28 protein-coding genes and 1 tRNA gene are annotated in these 22,861 nt (G+C 34.0%); 17 read left to right on the top strand and 12 right to left on the bottom strand.

Features of this window, described 5'->3' with window-relative positions; genetic code table 11:
- Positions 1-10 precede the first annotated feature (10 nt).
- Positions 11-250 carry a hypothetical protein gene (locus EV07_RS03300; protein WP_036917313.1) on the top strand — a complete coding sequence of 80 codons (240 nt, stop codon included), beginning with the start codon at positions 11-13 and terminating at the stop codon, positions 248-250.
- A 301-nt stretch (positions 251-551) separates the two neighbouring features.
- Here EV07_RS03300 and pstS read toward each other — a convergent pair whose 3' ends face one another.
- Complete coding sequence (gene pstS / locus EV07_RS03295) at positions 552-1,541, bottom strand: phosphate ABC transporter substrate-binding protein PstS (RefSeq protein ID WP_036917310.1); 990 nt, start codon at positions 1,539-1,541, stop codon at positions 552-554.
- Between the two features lie 289 nt (positions 1,542-1,830).
- Between pstS and EV07_RS03290 the strand changes: the two genes are divergently transcribed.
- Entirely contained in the window at positions 1,831-2,361 is a 531-nt protein-coding gene (locus EV07_RS03290; RefSeq protein WP_152557529.1) for a josephin, read from the top strand.
- Positions 2,362-2,392: 31 nt separating this feature from the next.
- Here EV07_RS03290 and EV07_RS03285 read toward each other — a convergent pair whose 3' ends face one another.
- On the bottom strand, positions 2,393-2,575 hold the full coding sequence (locus EV07_RS03285) for a hypothetical protein (protein ID WP_036917308.1): 183 nt from the start codon (positions 2,573-2,575) through the stop codon (positions 2,393-2,395).
- A gap of 240 nt (positions 2,576-2,815) precedes the next feature.
- Positions 2,816-2,887, bottom strand: a tRNA-Gly gene (locus tag EV07_RS03280).
- Between the two features lie 286 nt (positions 2,888-3,173).
- Between EV07_RS03280 and EV07_RS03275 the strand changes: the two genes are divergently transcribed.
- Genes EV07_RS03275 through EV07_RS03265 form a run of 3 tightly spaced genes read left to right on the top strand, consistent with a single transcriptional unit; the run spans position 3,174 to position 6,477 of the window.
- Positions 3,174-4,910 carry a type I restriction-modification system subunit M gene (locus EV07_RS03275; protein ID WP_036917306.1) on the top strand — a complete coding sequence of 579 codons (1,737 nt, stop codon included), beginning with the start codon at positions 3,174-3,176 and terminating at the stop codon, positions 4,908-4,910.
- Complete coding sequence (locus tag EV07_RS09235; protein ID WP_052043847.1) at positions 4,907-6,208, top strand: restriction endonuclease subunit S; 1,302 nt, start codon at positions 4,907-4,909, stop codon at positions 6,206-6,208. The genes EV07_RS03275 and EV07_RS09235 overlap by 4 nt, the downstream gene beginning before the upstream one ends.
- A 5-nt stretch (positions 6,209-6,213) precedes the next feature.
- Entirely contained in the window at positions 6,214-6,477 is a 264-nt protein-coding gene (locus tag EV07_RS03265) for a hypothetical protein (RefSeq protein ID WP_036917303.1), read from the top strand.
- Between the two features lie 267 nt (positions 6,478-6,744).
- Here EV07_RS03265 and EV07_RS03260 read toward each other — a convergent pair whose 3' ends face one another.
- Positions 6,745-7,053, bottom strand: coding sequence for a DUF3104 domain-containing protein (locus tag EV07_RS03260; RefSeq protein WP_081936934.1), 309 nt, complete (start codon positions 7,051-7,053; stop codon positions 6,745-6,747).
- Positions 7,054-7,179: 126 nt separating this feature from the next.
- Here EV07_RS03260 and EV07_RS03255 point away from each other — a divergent pair, with 126 nt between their 5' ends.
- Positions 7,180-8,364, top strand: a complete 1,185-nt coding sequence (locus tag EV07_RS03255) for a metallophosphoesterase family protein (protein ID WP_036917302.1) — start codon at positions 7,180-7,182, stop codon at positions 8,362-8,364.
- 5 nt (positions 8,365-8,369) lie between these two features.
- Positions 8,370-11,084 carry an AAA family ATPase gene (locus EV07_RS03250; protein ID WP_036917300.1) on the top strand — a complete coding sequence of 905 codons (2,715 nt, stop codon included), beginning with the start codon at positions 8,370-8,372 and terminating at the stop codon, positions 11,082-11,084.
- An 87-nt stretch (positions 11,085-11,171) separates the two neighbouring features.
- Here EV07_RS03250 and EV07_RS09820 read toward each other — a convergent pair whose 3' ends face one another.
- Positions 11,172-11,318: a hypothetical protein gene (locus EV07_RS09820; RefSeq protein WP_193742701.1), complete on the bottom strand. Its 147-nt coding sequence runs from the start codon at positions 11,316-11,318 to the stop codon at positions 11,172-11,174.
- Between the two features lie 189 nt (positions 11,319-11,507).
- Here EV07_RS09820 and EV07_RS09815 point away from each other — a divergent pair, with 189 nt between their 5' ends.
- From EV07_RS09815 to EV07_RS09230, 3 genes are all read left to right on the top strand, one after another.
- Complete coding sequence (locus EV07_RS09815; protein ID WP_193742703.1) at positions 11,508-11,666, top strand: hypothetical protein; 159 nt, start codon at positions 11,508-11,510, stop codon at positions 11,664-11,666.
- A 130-nt stretch (positions 11,667-11,796) separates the two neighbouring features.
- Positions 11,797-11,976 (top strand): hypothetical protein, encoded by a 180-nt coding sequence (locus tag EV07_RS09360; RefSeq protein ID WP_036931458.1) that lies wholly within the window; start codon positions 11,797-11,799, stop codon positions 11,974-11,976.
- Positions 11,977-12,269: 293 nt separating this feature from the next.
- On the top strand, positions 12,270-12,773 hold the full coding sequence (locus EV07_RS09230) for a GIY-YIG nuclease family protein (protein ID WP_052043844.1): 504 nt from the start codon (positions 12,270-12,272) through the stop codon (positions 12,771-12,773).
- 16 nt (positions 12,774-12,789) lie between these two features.
- Here the strand turns inward: EV07_RS09230 and EV07_RS03235 are convergent, their stop codons facing one another.
- Both EV07_RS03235 and EV07_RS09810 read right to left on the bottom strand, forming a co-directional pair.
- Entirely contained in the window at positions 12,790-13,173 is a 384-nt protein-coding gene (locus EV07_RS03235; RefSeq protein ID WP_036917295.1) for a DCC1-like thiol-disulfide oxidoreductase family protein, read from the bottom strand.
- An 875-nt stretch (positions 13,174-14,048) separates the two neighbouring features.
- Positions 14,049-14,210 (bottom strand): hypothetical protein, encoded by a 162-nt coding sequence (locus EV07_RS09810; RefSeq protein ID WP_193742762.1) that lies wholly within the window; start codon positions 14,208-14,210, stop codon positions 14,049-14,051.
- A 369-nt stretch (positions 14,211-14,579) separates the two neighbouring features.
- Between EV07_RS09810 and EV07_RS03225 the strand changes: the two genes are divergently transcribed.
- Both EV07_RS03225 and EV07_RS03220 read left to right on the top strand, forming a co-directional pair.
- Positions 14,580-14,846, top strand: coding sequence for a helix-turn-helix domain-containing protein (locus tag EV07_RS03225; protein ID WP_052043843.1), 267 nt, complete (start codon positions 14,580-14,582; stop codon positions 14,844-14,846).
- A 178-nt stretch (positions 14,847-15,024) separates the two neighbouring features.
- Positions 15,025-15,390, top strand: coding sequence for a hypothetical protein (locus EV07_RS03220; RefSeq protein WP_052043842.1), 366 nt, complete (start codon positions 15,025-15,027; stop codon positions 15,388-15,390).
- Positions 15,391-15,610: 220 nt separating this feature from the next.
- Here EV07_RS03220 and EV07_RS03215 read toward each other — a convergent pair whose 3' ends face one another.
- Both EV07_RS03215 and EV07_RS03210 read right to left on the bottom strand, forming a co-directional pair.
- Positions 15,611-15,979 carry a LapA family protein gene (locus EV07_RS03215; protein ID WP_036917291.1) on the bottom strand — a complete coding sequence of 123 codons (369 nt, stop codon included), beginning with the start codon at positions 15,977-15,979 and terminating at the stop codon, positions 15,611-15,613.
- Positions 15,980-16,262: 283 nt separating this feature from the next.
- Complete coding sequence (locus tag EV07_RS03210; protein WP_036917289.1) at positions 16,263-16,871, bottom strand: hypothetical protein; 609 nt, start codon at positions 16,869-16,871, stop codon at positions 16,263-16,265.
- A 292-nt stretch (positions 16,872-17,163) separates the two neighbouring features.
- On the opposite strand from EV07_RS03210, the gene EV07_RS09805 reads away from it, so the two are divergent.
- From EV07_RS09805 to EV07_RS03195, 3 genes are all read left to right on the top strand, one after another.
- Positions 17,164-17,322 carry a hypothetical protein gene (locus EV07_RS09805; protein WP_193742700.1) on the top strand — a complete coding sequence of 53 codons (159 nt, stop codon included), beginning with the start codon at positions 17,164-17,166 and terminating at the stop codon, positions 17,320-17,322.
- A 1,093-nt stretch (positions 17,323-18,415) separates the two neighbouring features.
- On the top strand, positions 18,416-18,580 hold the full coding sequence (locus EV07_RS09800; protein ID WP_193742699.1) for a hypothetical protein: 165 nt from the start codon (positions 18,416-18,418) through the stop codon (positions 18,578-18,580).
- A 2-nt stretch (positions 18,581-18,582) separates the two neighbouring features.
- Entirely contained in the window at positions 18,583-18,831 is a 249-nt protein-coding gene (locus tag EV07_RS03195) for a hypothetical protein (RefSeq protein WP_036917282.1), read from the top strand.
- A gap of 956 nt (positions 18,832-19,787) precedes the next feature.
- On the opposite strand, the gene EV07_RS09795 is transcribed toward EV07_RS03195, so the two are convergent.
- On the bottom strand, positions 19,788-19,958 hold the full coding sequence (locus EV07_RS09795; RefSeq protein ID WP_193742698.1) for a hypothetical protein: 171 nt from the start codon (positions 19,956-19,958) through the stop codon (positions 19,788-19,790).
- Between the two features lie 495 nt (positions 19,959-20,453).
- Between EV07_RS09795 and EV07_RS03190 the strand changes: the two genes are divergently transcribed.
- On the top strand, positions 20,454-20,687 hold the full coding sequence (locus EV07_RS03190; protein WP_152557526.1) for a hypothetical protein: 234 nt from the start codon (positions 20,454-20,456) through the stop codon (positions 20,685-20,687).
- 110 nt (positions 20,688-20,797) lie between these two features.
- On the opposite strand, the gene EV07_RS03185 is transcribed toward EV07_RS03190, so the two are convergent.
- Positions 20,798-21,376 (bottom strand): DUF2939 domain-containing protein, encoded by a 579-nt coding sequence (locus EV07_RS03185; protein ID WP_193742760.1) that lies wholly within the window; start codon positions 21,374-21,376, stop codon positions 20,798-20,800.
- Between the two features lie 506 nt (positions 21,377-21,882).
- The gene (locus EV07_RS03180) at positions 21,883-22,074 is read right to left on the bottom strand and encodes a hypothetical protein (protein WP_036917277.1); all 192 of its coding nucleotides are present in this window, start codon (positions 22,072-22,074) and stop codon (positions 21,883-21,885) included.
- A gap of 220 nt (positions 22,075-22,294) precedes the next feature.
- Here EV07_RS03180 and EV07_RS03175 point away from each other — a divergent pair, with 220 nt between their 5' ends.
- Positions 22,295-22,636 carry a hypothetical protein gene (locus EV07_RS03175; protein WP_036917275.1) on the top strand — a complete coding sequence of 114 codons (342 nt, stop codon included), beginning with the start codon at positions 22,295-22,297 and terminating at the stop codon, positions 22,634-22,636.
- The last annotated feature ends 225 nt before the right edge of the window (positions 22,637-22,861 follow it).

Here is a 22,861-nt window from a genome sequence, read left to right as displayed (position 1 = left end):
GTTGAAATGTATGGTTAAGAGATTGTACCTGGTCTTTTTAGGTGTAGCAGGTGGTTTATGGGTTTCCTGGCCAGGGATAATACGGAATGAAGCCTGGGTTTGCGCTAAGAATGTTATCATTCAAAGCAATGGGAAAGGAACTCCATTAAAAGTAGCCTTATCTGTCCCTCCAAAATTCTTCCTAAGCAGAAGAGCTTATAAAGGCACATTTGGGAAGATAAGGATCATGGGAGATACTTGTTTTCGATAGGCTTTTCAGTCATGTAGTTGTTTTGCTGAAATCATGTCAAGAAATTTATTCCACGTCTTAGGAAATTGCCAGCGTACAAATACACCTATGCAAGCTAGGTAAGCACACCCTTCAATCGGGTGTTTTATAGTATTTAGTAAATCTTCCATATATCCTATATACTTAGACCTAAGGTCGATGTCATAAGAATGAAAGAAAAATTTTCAGCTGGATATATTTAAACTTTCGATAGACTAAGCACACATCGAATAACTTTAATAATAAATGGTTATACTTTCCGAAAAGTATAAGTTCTTGGCTTTTAATTGATAATCTCTAGTAAACTCATACGGGATTTCTCAAGTATTTTCCCTTCTAAAGGGACATATCCAAGGCTAGTTGCTTTTGATTGAGACTCATCGCCTAACATATAGTTAATCATTGTTTTAATGCTATCAAGATTCCGACCATTTCCTGTTTTATATACAAGAAGCCAAGTTAAAGTTGCTATGGGATATGCACCTTCAATCTTTGGGTTAGGGTCACTTCCTACAAGATTAGAATCCAACTGTATAGAAGACAGTGCTTTTGCACCTGCCTCTGAAGACGGTTTAACAAATTCCCCAAAAAGGTTCAGAACTGCAGCAGACTTTATCCCACCTTTTACATAAGACTGATTTAAATATCCAATAGCCCCTGGCGTATTACGAATAAAGCTTGCCACCCCTGCATTTCCTTTCCCACCTACACCAGCAAGCCATTTAATAGATTTACCTGTTCCAAGAGTCCAGTTTTCGGAAAAAGCCTGCATTGAATTAGTGAAAGCCTTGGTCGTACCTGAGCCATCAGAACGGTGAACCCATGTAAGTTTCCCGGCAGGGCATCCAAGATCTCTCCAATTATTAATTTTACCCATTGCAACTTGCACTGCTTTTTCTTGAGTCAACTCCAAGTCACACTTGTAGTTATAAGCAAAAGCAATCGTCCCCCCAATCATTGGAATTTGCAAAAGGCCTCGATTTATTTTTTGAATATCTTTTTCTTTCATTGGTTCATCAGATGCACCAAAGTCAACTGTTTGATCAATAAAGGCTTTTCGACCAGATCCAGAACCTATTGCTTGGTAATTAATTCTAGGGCCATCTAAAGCAGCCAAATCAGAGAACCAGCGTGTGTAAATTTTCGATGGGAATGTTGCCCCAGCACCATTGAGGCGGATTCTTGATCCATCTGAGGAGCTACATGATGTAATTGCAGTGCCAATAGATATTAAAGTAAATGCAAATACGATCACCTTCTTAAAGAAGGCCATTGCAGAAAAGAATCATCTATATGTCAAACATAACCTAAAAATTGATCTAATTAAAATTTAGCCAAACTCTCTAAATCATATTTTAAACAAGATCGATTTTCTCAAGCACGCCAATTCCTTGATTAATTCTGGAAAACAAATGAAAAGAGTACTTTTTAAGATTTATATTAATGACCATTAGCAGAATTATTTAATGCCTCATCTCTTATAGCTATAACATAAGTAAAGATATTAGATTTTATTCTATTCAAGAGACTGTCAACCTTTATTTTTCATGGGTGTAATAGACGTGAACGATTCTCAATTCCTATACTTGGTCAGTGGGGAAAAAGAAGGTGAAGGTTTTTGGGAAATTAGCTTCTCTCCTAATGCTGACCCTTTAAACGAAAATAAATACTTCCTTGAATGCTACAGAAAAGAACTCATTGGGATCATGGCGGCCAAGGAAATCTTAAAAGCAATTGAAATGAATATTGAGAACCTTTTAGATGCCTGTAGGAGTGATGGATATAAAATAAAAAATCCAGTTGAAGGAATTTCATATGACCTTCCACTCACAGTGTTAGAAGAAATCTATGATTTCTGGATAGACTTATATGCAGAGCCTAATTTATTTGAAAGAGTCCTAAGTTTATTAATAACAAGAAAGAAAATAAATTTTTCTCATCCATCCATAGTTAAAGGTTTAAAAGGGTTCTCTGGTGAATGGGCTCAAAAGATTGAAAAACTTCATAGTTATAGGCCTTCATCAAAAAGGGATATCTTTGAAAAGGAACCGATGTGGGCTGAGAACAACTTTCAGAATCCAAACAATTGTTAAATCAAGTATCTATGCTGAATCACCTCATACTTCAAGAGAACCATATACCTCCATCTTTTATCGCATTAAAGAATGATTCTTTCTGATCAATTCTACTTTCATTAAATTGTTCTGAATCAGGTTGATTCAACTTATCAGGAATCCTCTCAGGTACTATCATTGGCCATAGCTTAGAAAGCAATGATCTTGTTCTTGCCCTAGCAAAAGCAACCATCTCTATATATCAGGCTATTTAATTACTAGCTAATTATTTACAACAACTACTTTTTTGTAAGCTTTACTTCAGATTTAATTAATTGAGTATCATCAAACACTGATACTTAAAACAATATCATTGCACTAAATAAAAATACCTTTGAATGGCTACTCTATTTTAACTGCAAAACTCTAGCGCTTCAGTTGTTAAGCCAAGTTGAACATAATAGACTTTTATAACCCAATAACGAAAAGATCAAGCGGATGACCAGGCTCGAACTGGCGACATTAAGCTTGGGAAGCTTACGTTCTACCACTGAACTACACCCGCGCAAATAAACTTTAGCTAAAGAATTAACCCAAACCAATTAGATTCGTATATCCGTAAACAAGTACATAAACCATTACGTGAAAAATATTTAGCTGACAATCCAAGTTTCTAGAATTACCTAAGCTGTACTTTCAAATTAGAATATAAAGTTCTTTAGGGACATAACCTTCATTGATGAATACCTCGATTTTCAAGATAGAACAAGACCACAAAATCATGATGTAAAGAAAGTCCAAGCAAGATTAAAGAAAGCACGTCAAACTCTAATTAGTAATTTGCAGGTACTTTGGCAGGAATCTTACCCACTGCATTTATCTGGTCAGTAGCTGATTTGCTTCGTGATAATTACAAAAAATCTGAATATGCCAAAATCATTCTCCCCTTCACAGTATTAAGACGTCTTGATTGTGTGCTCCAAGCTGCTAATTCATCAGCAGTAAAATTCAATGGATTTCATATGGATTATGGACTTAATCCAAAATCGCTTCTTCTTGATAAGGGCAAGGAATTTACCACTCAAAATATAAAAAGCACATTTATAGAATTAACAAAAAATTCGAACGAACTCCTTGTTCTTAGAAAGTTAAGAGCATACATACAATCCTTCAATCATGAGGTTCAAGACATTTTTGAGAAATTTAACTTTGACAGCCAAATTGAGCATCTTCAAAAGATAAATCTCCTTTACTTAATAATCGAGAAATTTTCCCTAATCGACTTGCATCCGGACACTGTTAGCAATCACATGATGGGAATGATTTTTGAAGAGCTGATTCGCAAGTTTTCAGAGCTATCTAATGAAATCTCAGGAGAGCACTTCACCCCTCGGGAAGTAATTCGCTTAATGGTGAGCCTTCTTTTTATTAAAGACAACGAAGTTACTACAAGAGAAGGCATCATAAGAAAGCTCTACGATCCCACTGCTGGAACAGGAGGAATGCTAAGTGCAGCAGAGGAACATTTAAGAAGTATTAATCCTTCAATTCAAATTATGATGTGTGGCCAAGAAATCAATTCTGAAGCCTATGCAATTTGCAAAGCAGATATGCTCATTAAAGGACAAGATATTAAAAATATTTCTCTAGGGAACACACTCTCCAATGACCAGCACTGTACTCAAAAATACGACTACATGTTATCCAACCCTCCTTTTGGAGTTGAGTGGAGAAATGCCCAAGAGGCAGTAAAGGCAGAACACTTTTCGAAAGGCTTTACCGGTCGCTTTGGTCCAGGTCTACCAAGGATTAGCGATGGGTCCCTTTTATTCCTAATGCATCTGATTTCAAAAATGCAGCCAAGATGCAATGGAGGTAGTCGTATTGCAATTGTTTTAAATGGTTCACCAATGTTCATTGGTGGAGCAGGGTCTGGCGAAAGTCAAATACGACGCCATATTTTTGAAAATGATTTAGTGGAAGCAATTATCCAATTACCTGAAGAATTGTTCTATAACACAAGCATTAGTACTTATATTTGGATTATTACCAATAAAAAATCACCTGACCGTACTGGGAAAGTTCAGTTAATTGATGCAAGTTGTTTTTCAACTAAATTGAGTAAAAGTTTAGGCAAAAAAAGAAAAACACTAGAGGATTTTCATATCTCCAAGATCTCAGAAATATTCAAATCTTTTAAAGAAACCAGTCAAGACGGCAAATCAATCTGCAAAATATTGAACAATGAAGATTTCGGCTATAGGTCAATCACAATAGACAGGCCCATCAATATAAATGGTGGCAAACCAATCGTTACTAAGCAATACAAACCTAAAGCTGATAGAGATCTAAGAGAGATTGAGATTCTTCCTTTATCTGAAGAAATAGAAAAGCACCTAGAACAAGAAGTTTTACCTAATCACCCTGATGCCTGGATTGAAAAGAGTAAAACAAAGATTGGCTACCAAGTCTTATTTAATAGATTCTTCTATAAAGTCAAAAGCCACAAGTCATTGAAAGAATTGGACAAAGAGATAAAAGATTTAGCTTGCTCTATTGCTGAAATAACAGAAGACATTCTGCAGTGAAGTACAAAGGATATAGCTCTTATAATAATAGGAATATTCCATGGGCTGAAAAGATACCTTCCCACTGGCAAATCAAGCAATTAACTAGATTTTGCAAAGGGATTGGGAGCGGTACAACACCAATTAAAGATATTAAGGATGGTCTTATTGAAGGGAGTATTCCTTGGGTATTAACAGGTGACTTGAATGATGATGAATTAAAGGAATGCCAACATCTAATTACAGATAACACATTAAACAAATACTCTGCATTGAAAGTCTATCCTTCTAATTCAATAGTTGTTGCAATGTATGGCGCAACAATAGGAAAAGTCTCTCTTTTAAAATTCCCCGCGACAGTAAATCAAGCATGCTGTGTATTACCACCTTCAAATCAATATGAATCAAAATTTATCTTTTACACCTTTATTGCGATGAGGGAATTCCTTCTTTCATTGGCGATGGGAGGAGCACAATCAAATATTAATATTACAACAATAAAATCACTTAGTTTCCCTTTCCCATCTAAGCCTGAGCAACATTTAATATACAAATTCTTAGATGAAAAGATTAATCCTATTAATCTATTAATAGACAAACATCTCAAACTAATTACGTTACTAGAAGAAAAAAGAAATGTCTTGATTCTAAATTCAATTACAAAAGGCTTAGAGCCTAATAAATCCATGAAATATTCAGGTTTAAGATTGCTAGGTGATATTCCTAAGCACTGGAAATTAAAAAGCTTATCTCTCTTATTAAGAACAAAAAAAGGAAGCAGATCTAATAAGTTAACAAAAGAGTTTTGCTCTAAAAATAAAGGTCCTTATCCAGTATACAGTGGACAAACAGAGAATAATGGAATAATGGCATCTATAAATCAATATGAATTTGAAGTTAATAAAGAAGGAGTTATCCTTTCTACTACTGTTGGGGAAAAAGCAATGAGTGTGAGGCGCATTCAAGGGCGATTTAGTCTTTCTCAAAACTGTATGATAATTTCGTCAAAAGATAACTCCTGCCTTATGAGTTATTTGGAATATTGCCTTAAAGGTATATTTCAATTAGAAAAAGATAGAATACCAAAATATATTAAGCCTTCTTTCCGAAAAGAAGATTTCCAACAAATAAAAATCCCCGTACCACCTATTAAAGAACAAAAAGATATTGTCACCTTTCTAAACAAGAAAATACTCCCAATTGATGAACTAATCAAACTATCAAAATTATTAATATTAAAGTTAGAGGACAAAAAAAGTTCTTTGATTTTCCTAGCTACTACAGGTCAAATAACACCATTCCATAACACTAAAACCTAATTACAGTGAGTCGTTACTACTGCCCCTATTGCTCACCTAACTATCAATCTCATCAGAAGAGAATAGATGGCGTTTTGATCTGTTCACAATGTGGTGATCCATTAGAGAGAAAGCCATTAGTTAAACCTACTCAGATCTTTGCACTAATAGCTGTTTTTGCATTTATTGCTCCTTTAATAATGATGATGACAACCTTTTTTAGAGATCAAAACAAACCATCAAGCCAACAATTCATACATCTAATTGTTGTTATTTCGACTAAACCCTAGAAACAGAAATTTTCTTGAGAAGAATTAAAACCACTTAATTATTTATTCAACTTCTCAATTAGCTACCACCCCTAAAAGAGTACAAGTCAATTCCCTTTGCTTTTAAAAAGAACAAGCCTATAAAAGCAACTAAATTTAGCGCAATAACGAAAAGCCATAAACGCCAAGGTTGATTAGCAGAGAATTTCATACGGTTATTTTAATCGATACTCATTTCTACTGAAAGGCGTCCATGAAGTCTTTAAGTAGCTCTCCTATAGGTTTTATTCAAATAGCATGTTGAATAATGCCTCTAACAATATCCGCATTAACAATTTTGACATTCCCAGTGTCAATATCAATTACTTGAAAAAGGCTATTCGCAGTGGGGTCAATTGAACTACCCACTCGACTAATTATTCGCCCCGCCCACCAATCCAGCAGGGAATCTCGTGAAGAAGAGATAGCCACAATATCCCCAGGCCTAGCAGAGAGGAAGCTAAAGGAACAATCTTCAGTGGAAGTAGTTTCGCCAGACAACGGAGGGGACATACATACACCAGGATAATACTTACGTACTAGAGAGAAAACACTCATCTCTTTTGGATACCAAGAGCTATCATTGGAAAAATTAGGCTAACTACTGTTGCTACAATTCTGCAATTACATGTGCTTTGCCGGATAATGAAAAACACATAGATACAACCTCGAGAAATATTAAAATTGGCAAATTTTATTCACACAGCTGATTGGCAAATAGGCAAGCCATATTTAAAAGTAACTGATGAACAAAAGCGATTCAAGCTTAGGCAAGAGCGCTTAAATGTCATAGCTCGCATTAAAGATAAGGCAAAGGAACTTGATTCGGATTTTGTTCTTATAGCAGGAGATTTATTCGACTCTCCAACGCCATCGGTTTCCACTGTCGCAGAAGTACTAGAAAGCATAAGAGAAATAAATATTCCTGTAATTGTTATTCCTGGCAATCATGACCATGGAGCTCTTGGAACAGTTTGGCACAGCGAGAATTTCAAAAAATACCAACCACAAATAGCTCCTAACCTTATATTGTTACTTGAGCCAAAACCAGTTGAACTTGCAGATGCTGTTATTCTTCCATGTCCATTAGTAAGGAATAGAGATAGTCGTGATCCAACTATATGGATAAGGAAGCTAGACTGGAAAACTTTATCATCGACAAAGCCCCGTATCATTCTTGCTCATGGTGGAGTTCATGATTTCAAAGGCCAGGACTATAGTTTAGAAAACAAAACAATGCCTATAAGCAACGGAATAATTAATTTACAAGATCTTCCTGATACTGAAATTGACTACATTGCATTAGGTGATTGGCACAATTTAAAGCAAGTAAGCAAAAAGGCTTGGTATTCAGGGACACCAGAGCCAGATCGCTTTAATCAAGGGAAGGATAATCAACGTGGTCAAGTTTTACAAGTAGAAGTATCTAGAGGTGAAACTCCACAAGTGACCCCACTCCCAACAGGATTCATACAATGGCACAACATGAGTTTTGAATTTAGCAGTGACAAAGATTTAGATCGATTTGAACGCCAAGTAGATAAACTTACTTCTAGCCGTATTTCACGAGATCTCCTTAGCATTGCAATAAGTGGTCGACTTAGTTTGTCTGGCTACAAACGATATGAATTGCTAAAAAAAGATCTTCAAAACAAATTAATAAGGCTTAAAATAAAAGACAACTGCCAAGAGATCCCTAAAGATGAAGAAATAGAGCAACTAACAAACTCTTTTGAAGATCCACTAATTGCTCAAGTCGCAAATCAGTTGCAAGAGCGCTTGAAGGCAGAGGGAGGCAAAAGCGGAAGCCATGATTCAATTACTCATATTGCTCTTTGCGAATTGCATAGAATGGCAATGAAAAATTAGATACAATGCGTCTTATTAATTGTCGAATTCAAAATGTAAGGCTGCATGCCGACCTAAGTATAGATTTCTCACCACGTATAACATTAATTAGTGGAGCGAATGAAACAGGAAAAAGTACACTGATAGAAGCTCTGCATAAGACCTTATTTCTAAAAGCAACAGCAACTGGTGCTTCTGTTGAAGTCCTTAGATCAAGGTTGCATTTAGGTCATCCAACAATCCAACTCCAATTCGAAGCTAAAGATAAGATTTATACTTTGCGGAAATCTTTTACTGGGACATCTGGCCAGATAACTCTACTTAATGAAGCCAATGGGGAACAACTCTTAGGTGCCCAGGCAGAAGAGTGCTTAGCAAGCATCCTAGGAGTCAAAGAGTCTCTAAGTAGTCGTCAAGCAAAGAAACTTCTCCCTAGTCGCTGGGGGCATCTTTGGGTAACGCAAGGCTCGTCAAGTAAAGACCTTCTGAAAAACCCTAAAAGCTATTACGACTTCGATTCACTACTAATTCAATTAGAAAAGAAAGGGGGAACTGTTGTTCAGCAATCGTCCCATGACCAATATGTCGTAAAACAAATTGAGAACGCAATTAACGAAAATTTCTCTAGTCGTGGTATTAAAAAAAATTCTCCTTTTTATCAACGCAAAGAAGAATTAAACACCGCTGAAACGGCACTTAGGTTGGCACGCGAAAGACAACGAGAATATGAACAGTCCAGCGAAGAACTTGTTGAAGTCACCAAGGAAATTGAAAATCTTCAAAATAAAGAGGTAAAACAATTACTAGAACAAAAACGAATCTTATCGATACAAGAAGACGGCTATCAAAAACTAAAAGCAAGCATCAATCCTACTGAAAAGGAATTAGAACCAATTCGGCTGCAACACCAAACAATAGAAAAAGCCTTATTAAGCATTGATCAACTTCAAGGAAAAATCAAAATAAAAGAAGAAGAACAAAAAAATTTGCACAGCTATGTGAGCAAGCAAAAAGCAAAAGAACTAGTTTTCATCAATGAGCTGGAAATAAAACAAGAAAATCTGAAGAGTCTCAAACAAAATCTTCAATCCTTAGATCAAAAACGTTCTCTCCTACAAGCAATCTCAGAACAATTAACTACTCAAGAAAGGATAGCGAGATTAGCTTCTGATCTAAACATAATGAATAAAGCTTTAAAGGATCGCAAACAAATTAACGAAAACATAGCTTTATTATCAAAAATAGAACGTGGCGATTTAGAGAACTTACAAAATCTAAATCAAAAGATTAGGGATATTCACACACGGTTAGAGGCAATGTCAACTAATGTCAAAGTTCTGCAATCCAATCAAAACATCTTTATCAATGGGGAAGAAATTAGACCGAAGGGAAGCAAAAGCTTCAATGAGGTTTTTGAAATAAAAATAGGCGATGACATCTCTTTGGAAATCACACCTGGGGGGAGGAATGCACTGAACGGTTTACAGGAGGCCTATCAAGATACTAAAAAAGAATTTTTGAGAAAATTATCTGCTTTTAAATTGAAATCTTTGGAAGTAGCCGAAAAAGAGTTTGAGGAGAGATCCCAACTTGAACAACAACTAAAAGTTCTCGGTATATATAGCCAGCAAGATATTCTAAATACGCAAAAGTCATTAGATGATTTCAAGTCAAGAGCGATTGACATAGAAAGCCATCTGCTAGCCCTTAAAGAACGTCACCAAAATACATATCGAGAGCTTTCTCCTATAAAAGATCCTCATACACTTAGCAAACTTCAAAAGGAATGCCAGGAAAAATTTTCTCACGCTTCTTCTGCTTTGAAAAACGCAGAAAATGAAATGCAATTAGGTCAAACCAATCTAGAGAGTTTCAGGATCTCTCAAACTGAAGCCAATACAAACTTGAAGGTAATTGATAGTGAACTTCTTTTCTCGAAAGAGCAATTAAACACTATTTACAAAGAGCATGGGAGTCAACAAACTCAAAAGAATCAATTGAAATCAATCAAAAAGCAACTAAGCAAATTAGAAGATCATTTGCTTAGTTTAAAACACAAAGTCACATCATTTACGCAACTAGATATTGCGAGTCAATTAAATAACGTAGATGTCCAGCTTAAATCTCTTGATCAGAGAAAAGAAACTCTACTTGCACAAAAAGGAGCAGCCAAGAGGAATTGTGAAGCAATAAGTAGCAACAACCCATATGCAGCCGTTGAAGAAGCAATAGTGCATCTGGAAGCAGTCAAAAATGACCATGACAGTCTTAAGCGACTAACTGAAGCACAAAAACTGCTACAAGAGCTTTTTCTCAAAGCTCAATCAGAGCTCTCCAATCGTTATACCCAACCTTTAGGGAAATCTATCGGGAAATATCTGAAGCCATTACTCTCAAGTGATCCAATTGCAAAACTAAGTTTTGATCAATCCACTGGCTTTAATTCAATTCAATTACAGAGAGGGAAAGAGCTATACGATTTCGAAGAATTAAGCGGTGGAATGAAAGAACAATTATCAGCAGCATTGCGTCTATCAATGGCCGAAGTCCTCAAAAATGATCACAACGGATGCCTACCTATCATCTTTGACGATGCCTTTACTAATTCCGACCCAGAAAGGATCCCACTTGTTAAAAAAATGCTTTTTCAAGCAGCTGATAAAGGATTACAGATAATTCTCCTTACTTGTGATCCAGATACATATCAATCATTTGCTAACAAGATAATTAAGCTGAATTAGTAGTAAACAAGATCTTAATGGGATGGCTTCCCACAAAATAACTATTCAAAGCCCTAAACATAAGTACTTTGAACAACACGCCAGCCCCTAGCGCCATCTAATACGTCCAGGTTCTTTCTTTTCAATCTTTTTCAAAAACAAAATCAGGGCTGCAATACATACAGGTCCCATTATCGCAACAACAAATAAAAAAGTTTTAATTGCTGGTGCCAAAACAGCAAAAACAGCATTCATTTCCAAAAGGAGCTGAGAACAACGAAATAAGATTAAATCTATCCCATCGAAGAGAATATTTACTCGGCTAAAACATTATCTATTTCTTGGTTATTGGTTCTCTTGAGTGGATATAAAATATTCTCTTGGATTTGACTTGTCACAGATAAGTCAAAAATCAATTAAGGTCGGAGAAATTTTTTTTTCATCGTGGAGTCAGATTTCTTTACCATAGTTTTTTCTGCGGTTCTATCTCTAGGAGGATTATGCGCACTTGTTTCTGGATTTGATGATGATGACAACGATCAAGATGGTGACGGGACAGGATCCCATGTATTTTCACCTGGATATATTGGCAATGCTGCTTGAGTTTCGTTTGTTGGATTAATTAAAAAAGCAACAATTACTTTTCAATAGGTATTAATTTTTAAATATTGATGGGACTAATAACGATGTTTACAGGCAAAATCATAGAGGAATAAATGAATTATCAGGCTCAATGCACTTATCAAACCTTTTCGCAATGTATGGCCAACCAGGTATTCCTTGGGATTTTTACCTACTTACCTTTTTCCATGCCTTGTTCGTAATCCCTGTTCACATAGTGCTTTTCCGTTGGAGAGCTAAAGAGGGCTATACAAGTTTCTACGCAAAGGATGTATATGTTGCCAAAGATTAAAGCCTAATTTTTACTCGTTTTTTTAAGAGGTCTGGTTAGCCTTGCCCTCTTGTTTTGGTGATTGAAATCGCTATATGGAGAAAAATATCTGTATAAAGTAACTTTTACATGAACGACAATCTTATATAACCAAATAAGGTCCAAAGAGGCCTGAAAGCTTTAAGGTCAATACCAAATCCTAAGGAATCAAGAATAGCTCTGTCGAATCCTTGGGAATGGGTTGATTAAAAGTTTAGGATAGGGTCAATTTACTAAAAAGAAAGGCCTAAGATTGAAATAGATTTGGCAGGCAAATGGCTGGTCACATTTATCTTATAAGAAATAAAGATCTTTTTAAGATTGGGGTTACCAGAAATATCAATCACCGTATGAAAGTTCTCAAACCAGATCAAATATTAAAGGTATTAAAAATAGATGAATATGAAGAGCTAGAAAAAAAATTGCATAAAAAATATAAGCATGCGCGAATTCCTCAAACTGAATACTTCAGACTAGACAAGCAACAGCTTTCTGAATGCAAAAGAGACCTATCTATATCTTCTTATCGCAGAGGAAAATGCAATCCCTTATTCATAGGAATAATTACAATACTAACTTCACCTCTTTCATGTATCTTTTGGGGTATCCGTCAAAGCTCACTAAAGCTTGCAGTGCTTCCTTTTACAGTGATTTTTATCGCAGGCTATATACACCCTCCAGTCATGTTAAATGAAAAAACAAAATTCACAGTTCATTTAGCTGCAGGATTAATAGCATTTGTAATTGCTAGAAAAAATAAGATTAAAGCTCTTAACTAAACAATTTTTGATGACATCAAAACCTAATCTTATTTGGGACACCTTTAAAAAAAAGTAGTGTTCTTCTAGCAATCAGAAGAAAAGGGAATATAAAATCAGTTCTTTTGCTGGAAGAGAAGGTTATGGCAAGTATTTTAAGCAATGAATTTGAAGGGTTTTCAATCTGGGAACAGATCCAATTAATAGCACTAGATCCATGCAAGATTTCTTTGTTTTTTAATAGAATTGCTCCATTATCAAGGTCGTAACCATTTTTCAATAAGTCATTAATTTCTCTAGGGTGAGTCCTTCCATCAATAATGGAAAGATTCGGAATAGAGCTTTTTAATTCGAGTAGCTCTGCAAACTTATTGCAAAATGGGCATTGACCGTCGTAAAGGAAAACAAGCTTCGTGCTCATTTAAGAATCACTTTAATAATCTAAGTCTATCAGCCTAGTTTTTTCCATTTTTTTTGTCTCGTAAATCTGAAAATAGCAAAATGACTTTGAAAATCTATAAATTGCTCATGAGAATACAATCTGAATCACTATTCTCTAATTATTCCTGAAAAATTAGCATAAAGGCTTTATAGCAATAGAACATCAAAAAATAGTTCTCTTTTTATAAACGATCTAAAGAGACTAACTTGAAGGAACAAAGGGGTCTCAATTGTCAGCATTCCAAGAAATAAGAAGTTTCTCGAGTTAATTGCTTGCCAAAAACTAATACTTACGTAATTATACTTATGTGAGGAGCGAGCCTCTGAAAAGTGGAAACTAGGTAACACTTTTTTGAGCTCAACGAAAAAAACCGCCCTAGGGCGGTTTTTTTTATTTTATAAATTCCTCTGAATAATTTCTTCAAAGAAATAGATGTGCTGATTTTGATGAAAATCTTAGCTAGTAGGCGCAGTGACCCAAGAAACCTATTTAAAAATCAGTAAAAAGTATAATGTTTTGATCAATTTTGCTCTTATTGCTCACAGATTTAGAAATTTTTAATTAGTTTCTCTTTTCCTGTGAGTACAAGGATCAAATGGCTCAACGAATTTGCATTGCATTAGCTTCTATTCCAACTGGAAGTAGGGACTTAATCGAATTTGCCTTTTTCGTGGCAATTGGCTTTACTGCCGGTTCTTTAGGATTTATATAAGTTTCAGGATCATTGCAAAAGAAATATATTGTTCTAAATATTGCATTGATGAAGAAAGGAAGAGTTAAGAGGAAGCCATCCAGGAAAGTTATAGAAAGGCTTTATTTGGCATCCTCTTTAAATCCAACTAAATACGAAGAAATTAAGATAAATCTCCTACCATGCAACAGTAAGTTTGTATGCTCTCCTGATATTCCATTTTATTTATGAATCTTCTAGCTTCTTTCGCAATAGGTGGATTCACTCCTTCTGCAGCTGCAGCTGGAGCTGTTTCCCTAATCCTTTTTGTTGTTGTAGGTGCCATTGCAGGGCCCAACCTATCTAAATTTGACGTTGAGGACAATTAATCAATATAAATTCAAGCATTACCACATTAAAATAGGCCGATTTTCAATTGGCCTATTTTAATGTGGTAATGCATTTTGGACTTTTTATATAGTTTAAAAGATATTAGTTAATTTCAGAAGAAACTAATTAGTTTACTTTTGATTGTATAAGGATTTAATCGCTATTCGTTTACCTCAAAATCAATTGAATTAATGGTTTAAGCCACTCCGGTATTAAGAATTGATTTTGACTTTGCAAAAGTACTTAGTATATTAATATACAATAGGTTGAAATAAGTTAATAAAATTGCTAAAAAAGGATAATTGAATTATAAGCTATAATTTAGATGAATGAAAAACAATTTAAAGTCCTAAAGCAGATTGGCCAGATGATTAGGGAGGCGAGGGAAAAAGATAGCTTATCCATTGAATCACTTTCTAAGAATCTCTATATTCCTAAGGAAAGATTAATTGCATTAGAAGAGGCCCAACAGCAAAATCTACCTGAGATGGTATTTATAATAGGTATGATTAGGAGGATTTCAGATTATCTGAAAATAGACTCAACAGAATTAATATATCAATTAAAAGATAATAGTCTAAGTCCTAATTGATAATACTCCCTCAAGAAAGCAAGAGAAAGCAAGAGAAAGCATAAACAAAAAAGCTAAAATGAATATAAAGTCAATAGTCCCTCTTAAAAAAGCATAAAAGAAAAAAGAAGAGAATTATACATCTTTAATAGCTGAACTAACAGATTAAAAAATTGCAAGTTATACTTAATAAGTGTATATGTTTATTGCAATGGAAATCACACCTGATTTTGCAAAGGAATGCAGGGAGGATGCTCTACGTAAATATGAGGATGAACAACAAAAGGTTGGTCTTAAAATGATGATGATGGGTTATTATAAAGCAAAGTCATTATTAAGCGAAGAAGGCCTCAAAAAGGTTTTTGAAATTGATAAGAAAAGAGCAAGTGATGAAGTTTTTAATAAAGAATTTAGTCAGAAAATGTGGCTGAGTACAGAGGAAGTTTGGTCTGAAGTTTTAGGAAAATTAATGATAAAGGTCACAGATGCTTATGGATTAAAAAGAGAACATGATATTAAATTTGATCTTCCAGATGAAGATCCCAATCTTGATTTTTTCGTATAGCTATTAAAACAAATATTAAGCATTGCCAAAACATTAGCAGTGCTTAATATAAGAGATATGATCTTTAAGGGAATAAAGTTACTTGACTTGACTTTAAGTTTAATAAAGTATTATCTAATATATTTTTTTATAACCTAATCACTATGAATTTAAAATAAAAGCAAATTAATACAAACCAATTAAAACAGATACTGACTAATAAAGTTGTCAAGAGAAATCATTAGGCTGCTTCGTGATCTTGAGCAGGTAATTTATCCGATGAGAAACTGGTGAAAGGGAATATGTTGTTCTGCTTTGTTTTAAGCCTAATTAAATCTACTTCTAATTCCTTGATTCGACTCTTAGTATTTTGTAGTTCTTTTATCTCATCACCTCTCAACTTATCTGTCCAACTAGCAAAAAACCAAGCTCCACAAGCACCTATTCCTGAGGAGATGATTACCAATGCGGCAATAGGAAGCGATCCTGAAACACCTGGTAGCAGATTCACAGTTGTTGAAGCTGTATTTTGCAAAGTGAAATAAGCAGTTAAAAGTGAAAGTCCAAACATTAAAGCAAAGTTGACTGCTTTAAAATTGATCTGTTGCATTTAAAAAAAAATCTATGTTATAAAAATTACGCAATCGTCTTTTAATTGCAATAAAAGGGAATTAAAAAGTTATAAGGTTGCAAAAGTGCATCAGCTTTTCCTCGTATTTCACCATTCTCTTATATCCAGTCTTCCAAAATCCCCGCTAAATACTTAGAGAACGTCCAAGGCGATCATATTCATATCACTGAATACTAAGTGATCTCTACTTATCTTAGTAAAAGATTTTTATTTCGGACGATATCAAGTCGAAAGAAAACTGCATAAATCAAGTCTTAAGGACTCATTTATTGCTCATTAACCAAAGAGCAATTCCTCCTCCTCGACCTCTGGCAACAAGCCAACCGTCTTTATTTGATTTAGCAATAAGCGAAAAAAAAGGCATGTCTTTTTCATCTGGTTCATTAAGGAGCCGATTTATAAGAACAAGTTTGCCTAATTTAAGTTCTATTCTTTCAAAAAAGAAAGGTAAAAGAGGTTGTTTGCCTCTAATTCCTCCTAAACCTAGAAACCTGATTAGCAAAGGTCCAAACTCAATAGTATTAGAAAGCGAAAGAGTTGGGAAATCTTTATCTGATGTTAGTTTTCGTAAATCTAAACTTGCTGAAAATAATCGTAATAATGAGCTCGAAAGCTTATCTTCTTTATCTGCATTTTGTTTCCACACGGAAACGAATTGCCAATGCCCAAGTAATGAGTCAATCTCAATTCCACTACCATTTTTTTTAGCAAGATTTTCCATCTCTAAAATATCTTCTAGAGAAGGAAGTGTTTCAGCATTTACATTGAAATCTGTGGCGAGTTTATGCTCATTATCTTTAAAGTTAATGTAAATAATTAATGTTAGTAATATTAAGACAGTATCCAATATTAAAAATCGCGCTAAGTTCATTTGATCTTTAAAGGGAGTGTTTTAAATCTTCTTATATTGACTAAGACAACGCTCAAATTAATATTTGATGGTAGAGCTTGCCTTTATCAATAGATTAATTTTAGTATCGCTAAGTATAACTTGAAAAACATTTAATTTATTTGGATTGATAACATTAGCTATAAAGAGAGCGCGGAGAGGAATGGATTTTTAAAAGAAGAAGCAAAAATAGTGAAAAAGGGAAATGGGCATAAATTCTCTATGTATTCATATAATAAATGCGCTAAAACATAGTTTAGAAACGATTTCGCAAATGCCTACAGCAACAAAAGCACCATCTCCTATTAGAGTTCGCTCTAAATTCTCAAGGCAGTCCCAATTTGCAATAAGCAAGCTTATTCAAAATCTTGGTTCAAATCAGGAGCAATATAAATTCCTGGGAAATCTTAGGACTGCATATGGGAGAGACTAGTTCAGCTTAATGGACTAAACATAGAGAAAGAAAACACTAGAAATTGATAACTAGGCAGTATAAATTCCTGAAGCTAAATGTGCTTAGCAATATTACATGGGATTTAATATTTTCTTGCCAAATAATATTAAATTTTATGTTTACTATAATAAATTAGTTCTAACATTGCTCAAATGATTGATTTGATATTTTCTCGTCTATCTGTTTGGTTTACTCAATTAACTTGGTATCAATATCTTGGAGAATCTATTTCGATTTTGCTATTTTTAATTTCGTTTGTAATTGATCGGATAATCTCTAGCTCAAGGGAAAAAACCATAGTCCTGTGGAGTAAATTCATGAGAAGTACTAGTCTGCTACTAGCGTTTTCAGTTATTGCAATCCCCTGGATGATCTCTGGAATATTTTAATGCTCTAAAAAATAAGCTATAGATTCAAGAAAATAATGGAATAAGAATTACAAGCAAATAATTATTATTAAGCATATTAGATTTTAAAGTAATATGGTAAAAATTCTTACAAGTTGATATTTTACCTCCATTTAATCTGAATTCTTACTTTATCTCTTAGACTTTTTAAAGGGATCATCTTATCTATTTGACTATTTATTTGTCTATCAACATTTTTTTTAAGAGTGAGAATTAAAAAATATATTATAAATAAATTGGCTAAGAAAAAAAAAGTCAATAATAGACTGGAATTAACCTTAATCATTGAGAAAGATGATAAGTCCATTACTCAAGGTTTAAATATTTGGGATATATTCCCCAAAAAACCTGGAAAAGATCCAATGACAAATAGGGTAATTCCTATTAGGACTGCAATATATGCAAGATCGTACAAGAAATCTTGAGGGCTATAGTTTTTAGACATGAAAATCATATTTTCATAATCTTAAATCACCGCTTTTGTATGGCTATATGTGTTAATGCGAGTCAGTAAGATAAGCAATAAAAGGATGTAGTGTAATCGCAAATATCAAGATTCATAACGCAAAAAGAATTAAACCGAATTACTTATAGCATTAATAACCTTTCTAAGGTTAATTAAGAAAGTAACCATCCAACCATCTCAGAAGAGAGGCCTTAAGTCAATGTGGAATAAAGCAATAGCTCGGCTTCTGAATATAGATGAACTTCTATTAGGGGGGGCCTCTATGTACGAAGAAGATCTAATGAGAATAGAGTCAGCAGAAATCAAGTGGAAATCAAAGGCTATTCGACAAAGTTATAGAAACGATAAAGGGGTCGCCATATAGCAATGAAAGTAATAAAAACTATTGGAGCACTACTTATCGCATACTTCATAGTTAACTTTGGCTTCGCTTATTTAGCTATAAGCACGAATAGTAGATACAAAGACGAGATCAAGGAAGCTATAAGATTCGCATTTGTAACTCAGAAATACTCAATTGAGAGCATGAAGGATTTAACGAGTTTACTAATCAAAGACGCAAGAAACCGTATTAGTGAATCAACTAAAGTACCAGAGGAAGATCTTGCAAAATAAAATCGGTCGACCACCTTAAAGCTTCTCCATAGCAAAGAAAGCTTGCCTTTGACGTAGAACATATGTACTATACTGGAAGAGCTTCCCTTCTTCTTCAGGGTTGGTCTAGGTCATTTAATTTTTCATATTTTAAATGCCTTGACCTTAGCAATATCTAGCAAAATGAATCTTATTCAGCTCTTTCAGGAGCGGCTAAAGAGCTGATTTGGGGTAGCTCTTGCTCTTAACTAATAAAAACACTCATGATCGAATTCTTTTTCATCTATGGCTGGCTCGGACTTATTGTCCTTCTAGCAGCAATAAGACCCAAGACTTATTAATTCAATCTCTTTTCGACGATTGGTCTAGGGTCTTCTTAATTAGATCACTAGAAAATTATTTTATTTTTGTAGTGATTATGGGAGAACATAAACCTGAGGTGCAATTTCTATAAATAAAAGCTAAAAAATGATTTTCTAAAGATAATATCAATGGCCCATCTTGTTGCAGCAATCAAAGAGCTTTGCTTTAACTAGAAAATATTATTCCCTAAAAAGATCAAATAAATGAGCAATGCTTTCTTAAGCACTTGGCATATTGGCTTCGATCTAACTGTTTTACTGTGCTTAATTATTTATGTGCAACTTAAACGAAAAAGAAAGTAACTAAAATAAAAAATTTAAGTAAATCTTACATTTACAAAAAATCTTTATCTAGCTATCAATAATAGTAGTAGCAAAAAAGCATGTCCTTAACTTATTTCATAATTCCAATACTGGGGGTTATCTTTTGCCCCTTTACCTTGATTTTTCTATGGGAAATTAAGGATGAATTAAAACAGAATAAAATTGCGCGCATTTGATGGCTCTAAAGAGCTTGTGCAATTTGCAAATTGATTTTCTCTAAGAAAACTCTTCTAGCAGATATTATCCACTCACTGAAAGCTTCGATTTTGATATAAGAAAAAGCTATACGCATTAATAACATCCTTTAACTTCATCCTGTAACCATGTTATGAGCGACTCTTTTAAATCCATCTCTTTTTCCTCAATCTTTAAGAATTCATTAATGGAGTCAGTCGCTTGCATTTGCTTGCGATAACCAAGAATTAAACTCATTGCCAATGATGATGCAGCATCTTTATCCATAAATCATTCTTGAGTGGAATTAATTTCTAACGCCTACTGAAAGCGACGCAAGAGGTAGTGATCGATTGAAAAAGTTGAAGTAGTTATAACGATAATCAGGTCAATGGATCTGAGAATTATTAAGATTTGAATTAAAGAAGAATGTTAAAGAGCTGACAAACAAATCCGTAAGGAATGATTAACACTAGATATAGCGTCCAAAGAGAGCGGGGCCCAGCTTGTATTTATATTGCTAAACATCCAATAAAATCCATATTCTCATTATTTAGAAAGCAATGTAATACCATAATTATGGAAGAGAAAAAGCTTCATATGATTATATAAATCTAAATAAATCATGAATAGCTTGAGAAATCAGAGATGAAACTAATCTGCTTGAATATACCAATCTATTAACTATATCCTATGAAAATAAATGGCCATCTTGATAAAAAAGCATTCAACTGTTAAAAATAAAACTATAGGAAGACTTATCCTAAAACAATTCTGATGCAAATGGGATCACAGCCTTTTATGAAAGCAAGCAGGTTCCTAGAAAAAATCAAGGTAACTTGGCTTTTATCAACAATTGGAATGATACTCTTTACCACTGGTGGAAGTATAAGCATTTGGTTGTTTTATATTTCTTTTATATTTTTCGGCTTAGCTGCCTTATGCGTTATCAAAATAGATAAATACAAAAAAATACGGCTAGATAAACAAAATAGAGAGTGGTTAATGAGGCTTTAAATTTAGATTTACAATAATTTGAATAAATAATATTATTTACTGGTCATTTCACCTGAAAAATTGATGCATTAAATTCTATTTAAAAGGTAAAGCTTATTTTGCCTTGTTACTTATGGTTTAATACTGCGAATTGTTCTTAATGGTAAATCAATAGATCTTAGTCTCCAATGTGTTAATGACTTTCTTTCCCAATATGAATTTACAACGCCTTGATCATCTTCCAATTTTCTACTTAAGACGAATACATTTATATTTTTATAATAAAGGCTTATTTTAGAAGCGCCTCTTGCGCTATCTGAAGATATAGGAGTTAATTGATTATTCTGATTTTTTTGTGTTAGATCACCTGTTTTCAAAAGAAGCTGTAACCCATATGGAGTAATAGTTGAGTCAAGTGTTGCTTCAACTGCTTTTTCTAATAATGAGTTTACAAGCATAATTTTTAGCCCTCCTAATGGAGAATTAGAAAACCCTGTTTGTGTTCTATCTTTTATCACCGGTAATAATTGACTTTTAAGACTTTCCCTGAGTGAAATGAAATTAATGTATTTTTCTGATTCTCTATATTCCTTCTTATCTATAGCGGTTTTAAAACCCAAAATTGCTAGGTAAGGAGTAAAGTAAAGATAACAACTAAAAAGCAATGAACCTAATAAAGCGGTAGAAGTTAGTCGTCTGCTATTAGTCAATATACCCATTGAAATTATTTTAATAAGGAAATTGTTTTTACTGAAAATAAGAGAAATGAATAATGCAGCTCATTATTCAAACGAAACATAATAAAAAAGCCTCCTATAAAAAGGAGACTTGATTATTAGCTGAGAATTTCCCATCACCCAGTTAAGATTACTTTAGCAAAATTAAAGGAACTCACAACAAGGCTTAACACTATATATGGAACAAAGTATGTTACAAGCCAAGTGATGGCACCATAATTAGTAGAGCGATTGCTTGATAGCTGTTCTCCTGCAAATTTTTATTCCTGTAATCCCGCAGAACATTCTTGATTTCAAGGCAAATGTGAGAGAAATCACTCTCCCAACGGCTCTTGTCTAGGCACAGTTGATAAGGAGCTTCTAAAGACAATTAGCTAACGGCAATAGCAATAAAGTACCAATTATATTTCATATATATTAAATATAATCAAGATGAAAGGTCTATAACACTGAGCAAACTAGGTTTTTAAGGAATATACTTAAAAGCCTTTAGGCCCTTTTTCTTCATGCCTAGGAGGAAGAGCCTGCGAACGCGATTTAAGCTCCTTAACAACCGCAAACCCCAAAGCGCCAACAAGCACTGCAAGAAAAACAATCATTGCCCAAATAGTTAATGAGGTAGTAGAAACTCTAGCTATCAATAAATAAGCCTTAGGCAAGAAATAATCCATTAATTAAAACCTGTATTTCGCTGATAGATTTTGGTAACATTTATGATAAGAAAGTTACCATGGCCATATTCTAATTCTCCAGGAAATAAAAAGAAAAGAAAGCCATAATAAAATATAGCCCCAGCAATCTATCTAAGCTAAGTGCCAGATACTTTTTATCCTTTAAACTGATAGCCTATAGAAGAAAGCAAGCAATTTTTTCTTTTGAAGGATAGCTTACATGCGTATTAAGAAAGATTTAAAGGAGTCACTAACTCTTCCAGGCGCTTTAATTGAAGCAAGTGAGCACAAGTACAAAGCAGGTGATCACAGAGGGGCGTTTATAGATAGAAGCAAAGCAAAACAAATCTGTGATTGCAATGCTCAATTTAAAGCTTTAGTAAAAAATGCAACTGGCATCCAATCAAAGTACGATTTAATTGAAGATTATAAAAGAAAGATAAATGATACAAAGAAACTAGAAATTATCGATAAACTCGAAAAGATAAGTCAATCAAAATTCAATTCTGGAGATTATAAAGGCGCCATAAAAGCAATGCGAAGAGCAGAAAAGTATTTTTAATTAGTCATTCTATCTATAAAGAATTTAAGTATCAATTAAAATTATGATATTAAGCATAATAAGCCAAAAACAAGCCTTAATTAGCACCCTCAAGCAGTCCTCTTTATTATTTGTTCAGGAGCTTTTCTAATTTCTTTCTAGTTTCTGCTATTTGATCACGTTTATCTGCAAAAACTCCCTGGCTCTTAAGATCCCTTAAAGTAATAGAAATCCAGTAAGCCTGTA

Source organism: Prochlorococcus sp. MIT 0603 (assembly GCF_000760215.1).
In the GTDB taxonomy this organism is placed as follows: Bacteria; Cyanobacteriota; Cyanobacteriia; order PCC-6307; family Cyanobiaceae; genus Prochlorococcus_E.
This window is presented reverse-complemented; position numbering and strand designations above follow the sequence as displayed.

Excerpts from the sequence above, each read along its gene's own strand:
- EV07_RS03285 (WP_036917308.1), bottom strand. The coding sequence starts at position 2,575 with ATGGTTGCTTTTGCTAGGGCAAGAACAAGATCATTGCTTTCTAAGCTA.
- pstS (WP_036917310.1), bottom strand. The coding sequence starts at position 1,541 with ATGGCCTTCTTTAAGAAGGTGATCGTATTTGCATTTACTTTAATATCT.
- EV07_RS09360 (WP_036931458.1), top strand. The coding sequence starts at position 11,797 with ATGCACTTATCAAACCTTTTCGCAATGTATGGCCAACCAGGTATTCCT.
- EV07_RS09230 (WP_052043844.1), top strand. The coding sequence starts at position 12,270 with ATGGCTGGTCACATTTATCTTATAAGAAATAAAGATCTTTTTAAGATT.
- EV07_RS03180 (WP_036917277.1), bottom strand. The coding sequence starts at position 22,074 with ATGGATTATTTCTTGCCTAAGGCTTATTTATTGATAGCTAGAGTTTCT.
- EV07_RS03300 (WP_036917313.1), top strand. The coding sequence starts at position 11 with ATGGTTAAGAGATTGTACCTGGTCTTTTTAGGTGTAGCAGGTGGTTTA.
- EV07_RS09805 (WP_193742700.1), top strand. The coding sequence starts at position 17,164 with ATGCCTACAGCAACAAAAGCACCATCTCCTATTAGAGTTCGCTCTAAA.
- EV07_RS09800 (WP_193742699.1), top strand. The coding sequence starts at position 18,416 with ATGTGGAATAAAGCAATAGCTCGGCTTCTGAATATAGATGAACTTCTA.
- EV07_RS03175 (WP_036917275.1), top strand. The coding sequence starts at position 22,295 with ATGCGTATTAAGAAAGATTTAAAGGAGTCACTAACTCTTCCAGGCGCT.
- EV07_RS03260 (WP_081936934.1), bottom strand. The coding sequence starts at position 7,053 with ATGAGTGTTTTCTCTCTAGTACGTAAGTATTATCCTGGTGTATGTATG.
- EV07_RS03210 (WP_036917289.1), bottom strand. The coding sequence starts at position 16,871 with ATGAACTTAGCGCGATTTTTAATATTGGATACTGTCTTAATATTACTA.
- EV07_RS03235 (WP_036917295.1), bottom strand. The coding sequence starts at position 13,173 with ATGAGCACGAAGCTTGTTTTCCTTTACGACGGTCAATGCCCATTTTGC.
- EV07_RS09795 (WP_193742698.1), bottom strand. The coding sequence starts at position 19,958 with ATGGATAAAGATGCTGCATCATCATTGGCAATGAGTTTAATTCTTGGT.
- EV07_RS03250 (WP_036917300.1), top strand. The coding sequence starts at position 8,370 with ATGCGTCTTATTAATTGTCGAATTCAAAATGTAAGGCTGCATGCCGAC.
- EV07_RS03215 (WP_036917291.1), bottom strand. The coding sequence starts at position 15,979 with ATGCAACAGATCAATTTTAAAGCAGTCAACTTTGCTTTAATGTTTGGA.
- EV07_RS03190 (WP_152557526.1), top strand. The coding sequence starts at position 20,454 with ATGGGATCACAGCCTTTTATGAAAGCAAGCAGGTTCCTAGAAAAAATC.
- EV07_RS03195 (WP_036917282.1), top strand. The coding sequence starts at position 18,583 with ATGAAAGTAATAAAAACTATTGGAGCACTACTTATCGCATACTTCATA.
- EV07_RS03225 (WP_052043843.1), top strand. The coding sequence starts at position 14,580 with ATGAATGAAAAACAATTTAAAGTCCTAAAGCAGATTGGCCAGATGATT.
- EV07_RS09820 (WP_193742701.1), bottom strand. The coding sequence starts at position 11,318 with ATGAATGCTGTTTTTGCTGTTTTGGCACCAGCAATTAAAACTTTTTTA.
- EV07_RS03220 (WP_052043842.1), top strand. The coding sequence starts at position 15,025 with ATGTTTATTGCAATGGAAATCACACCTGATTTTGCAAAGGAATGCAGG.
- EV07_RS09810 (WP_193742762.1), bottom strand. The coding sequence starts at position 14,210 with ATGGCACCTACAACAACAAAAAGGATTAGGGAAACAGCTCCAGCTGCA.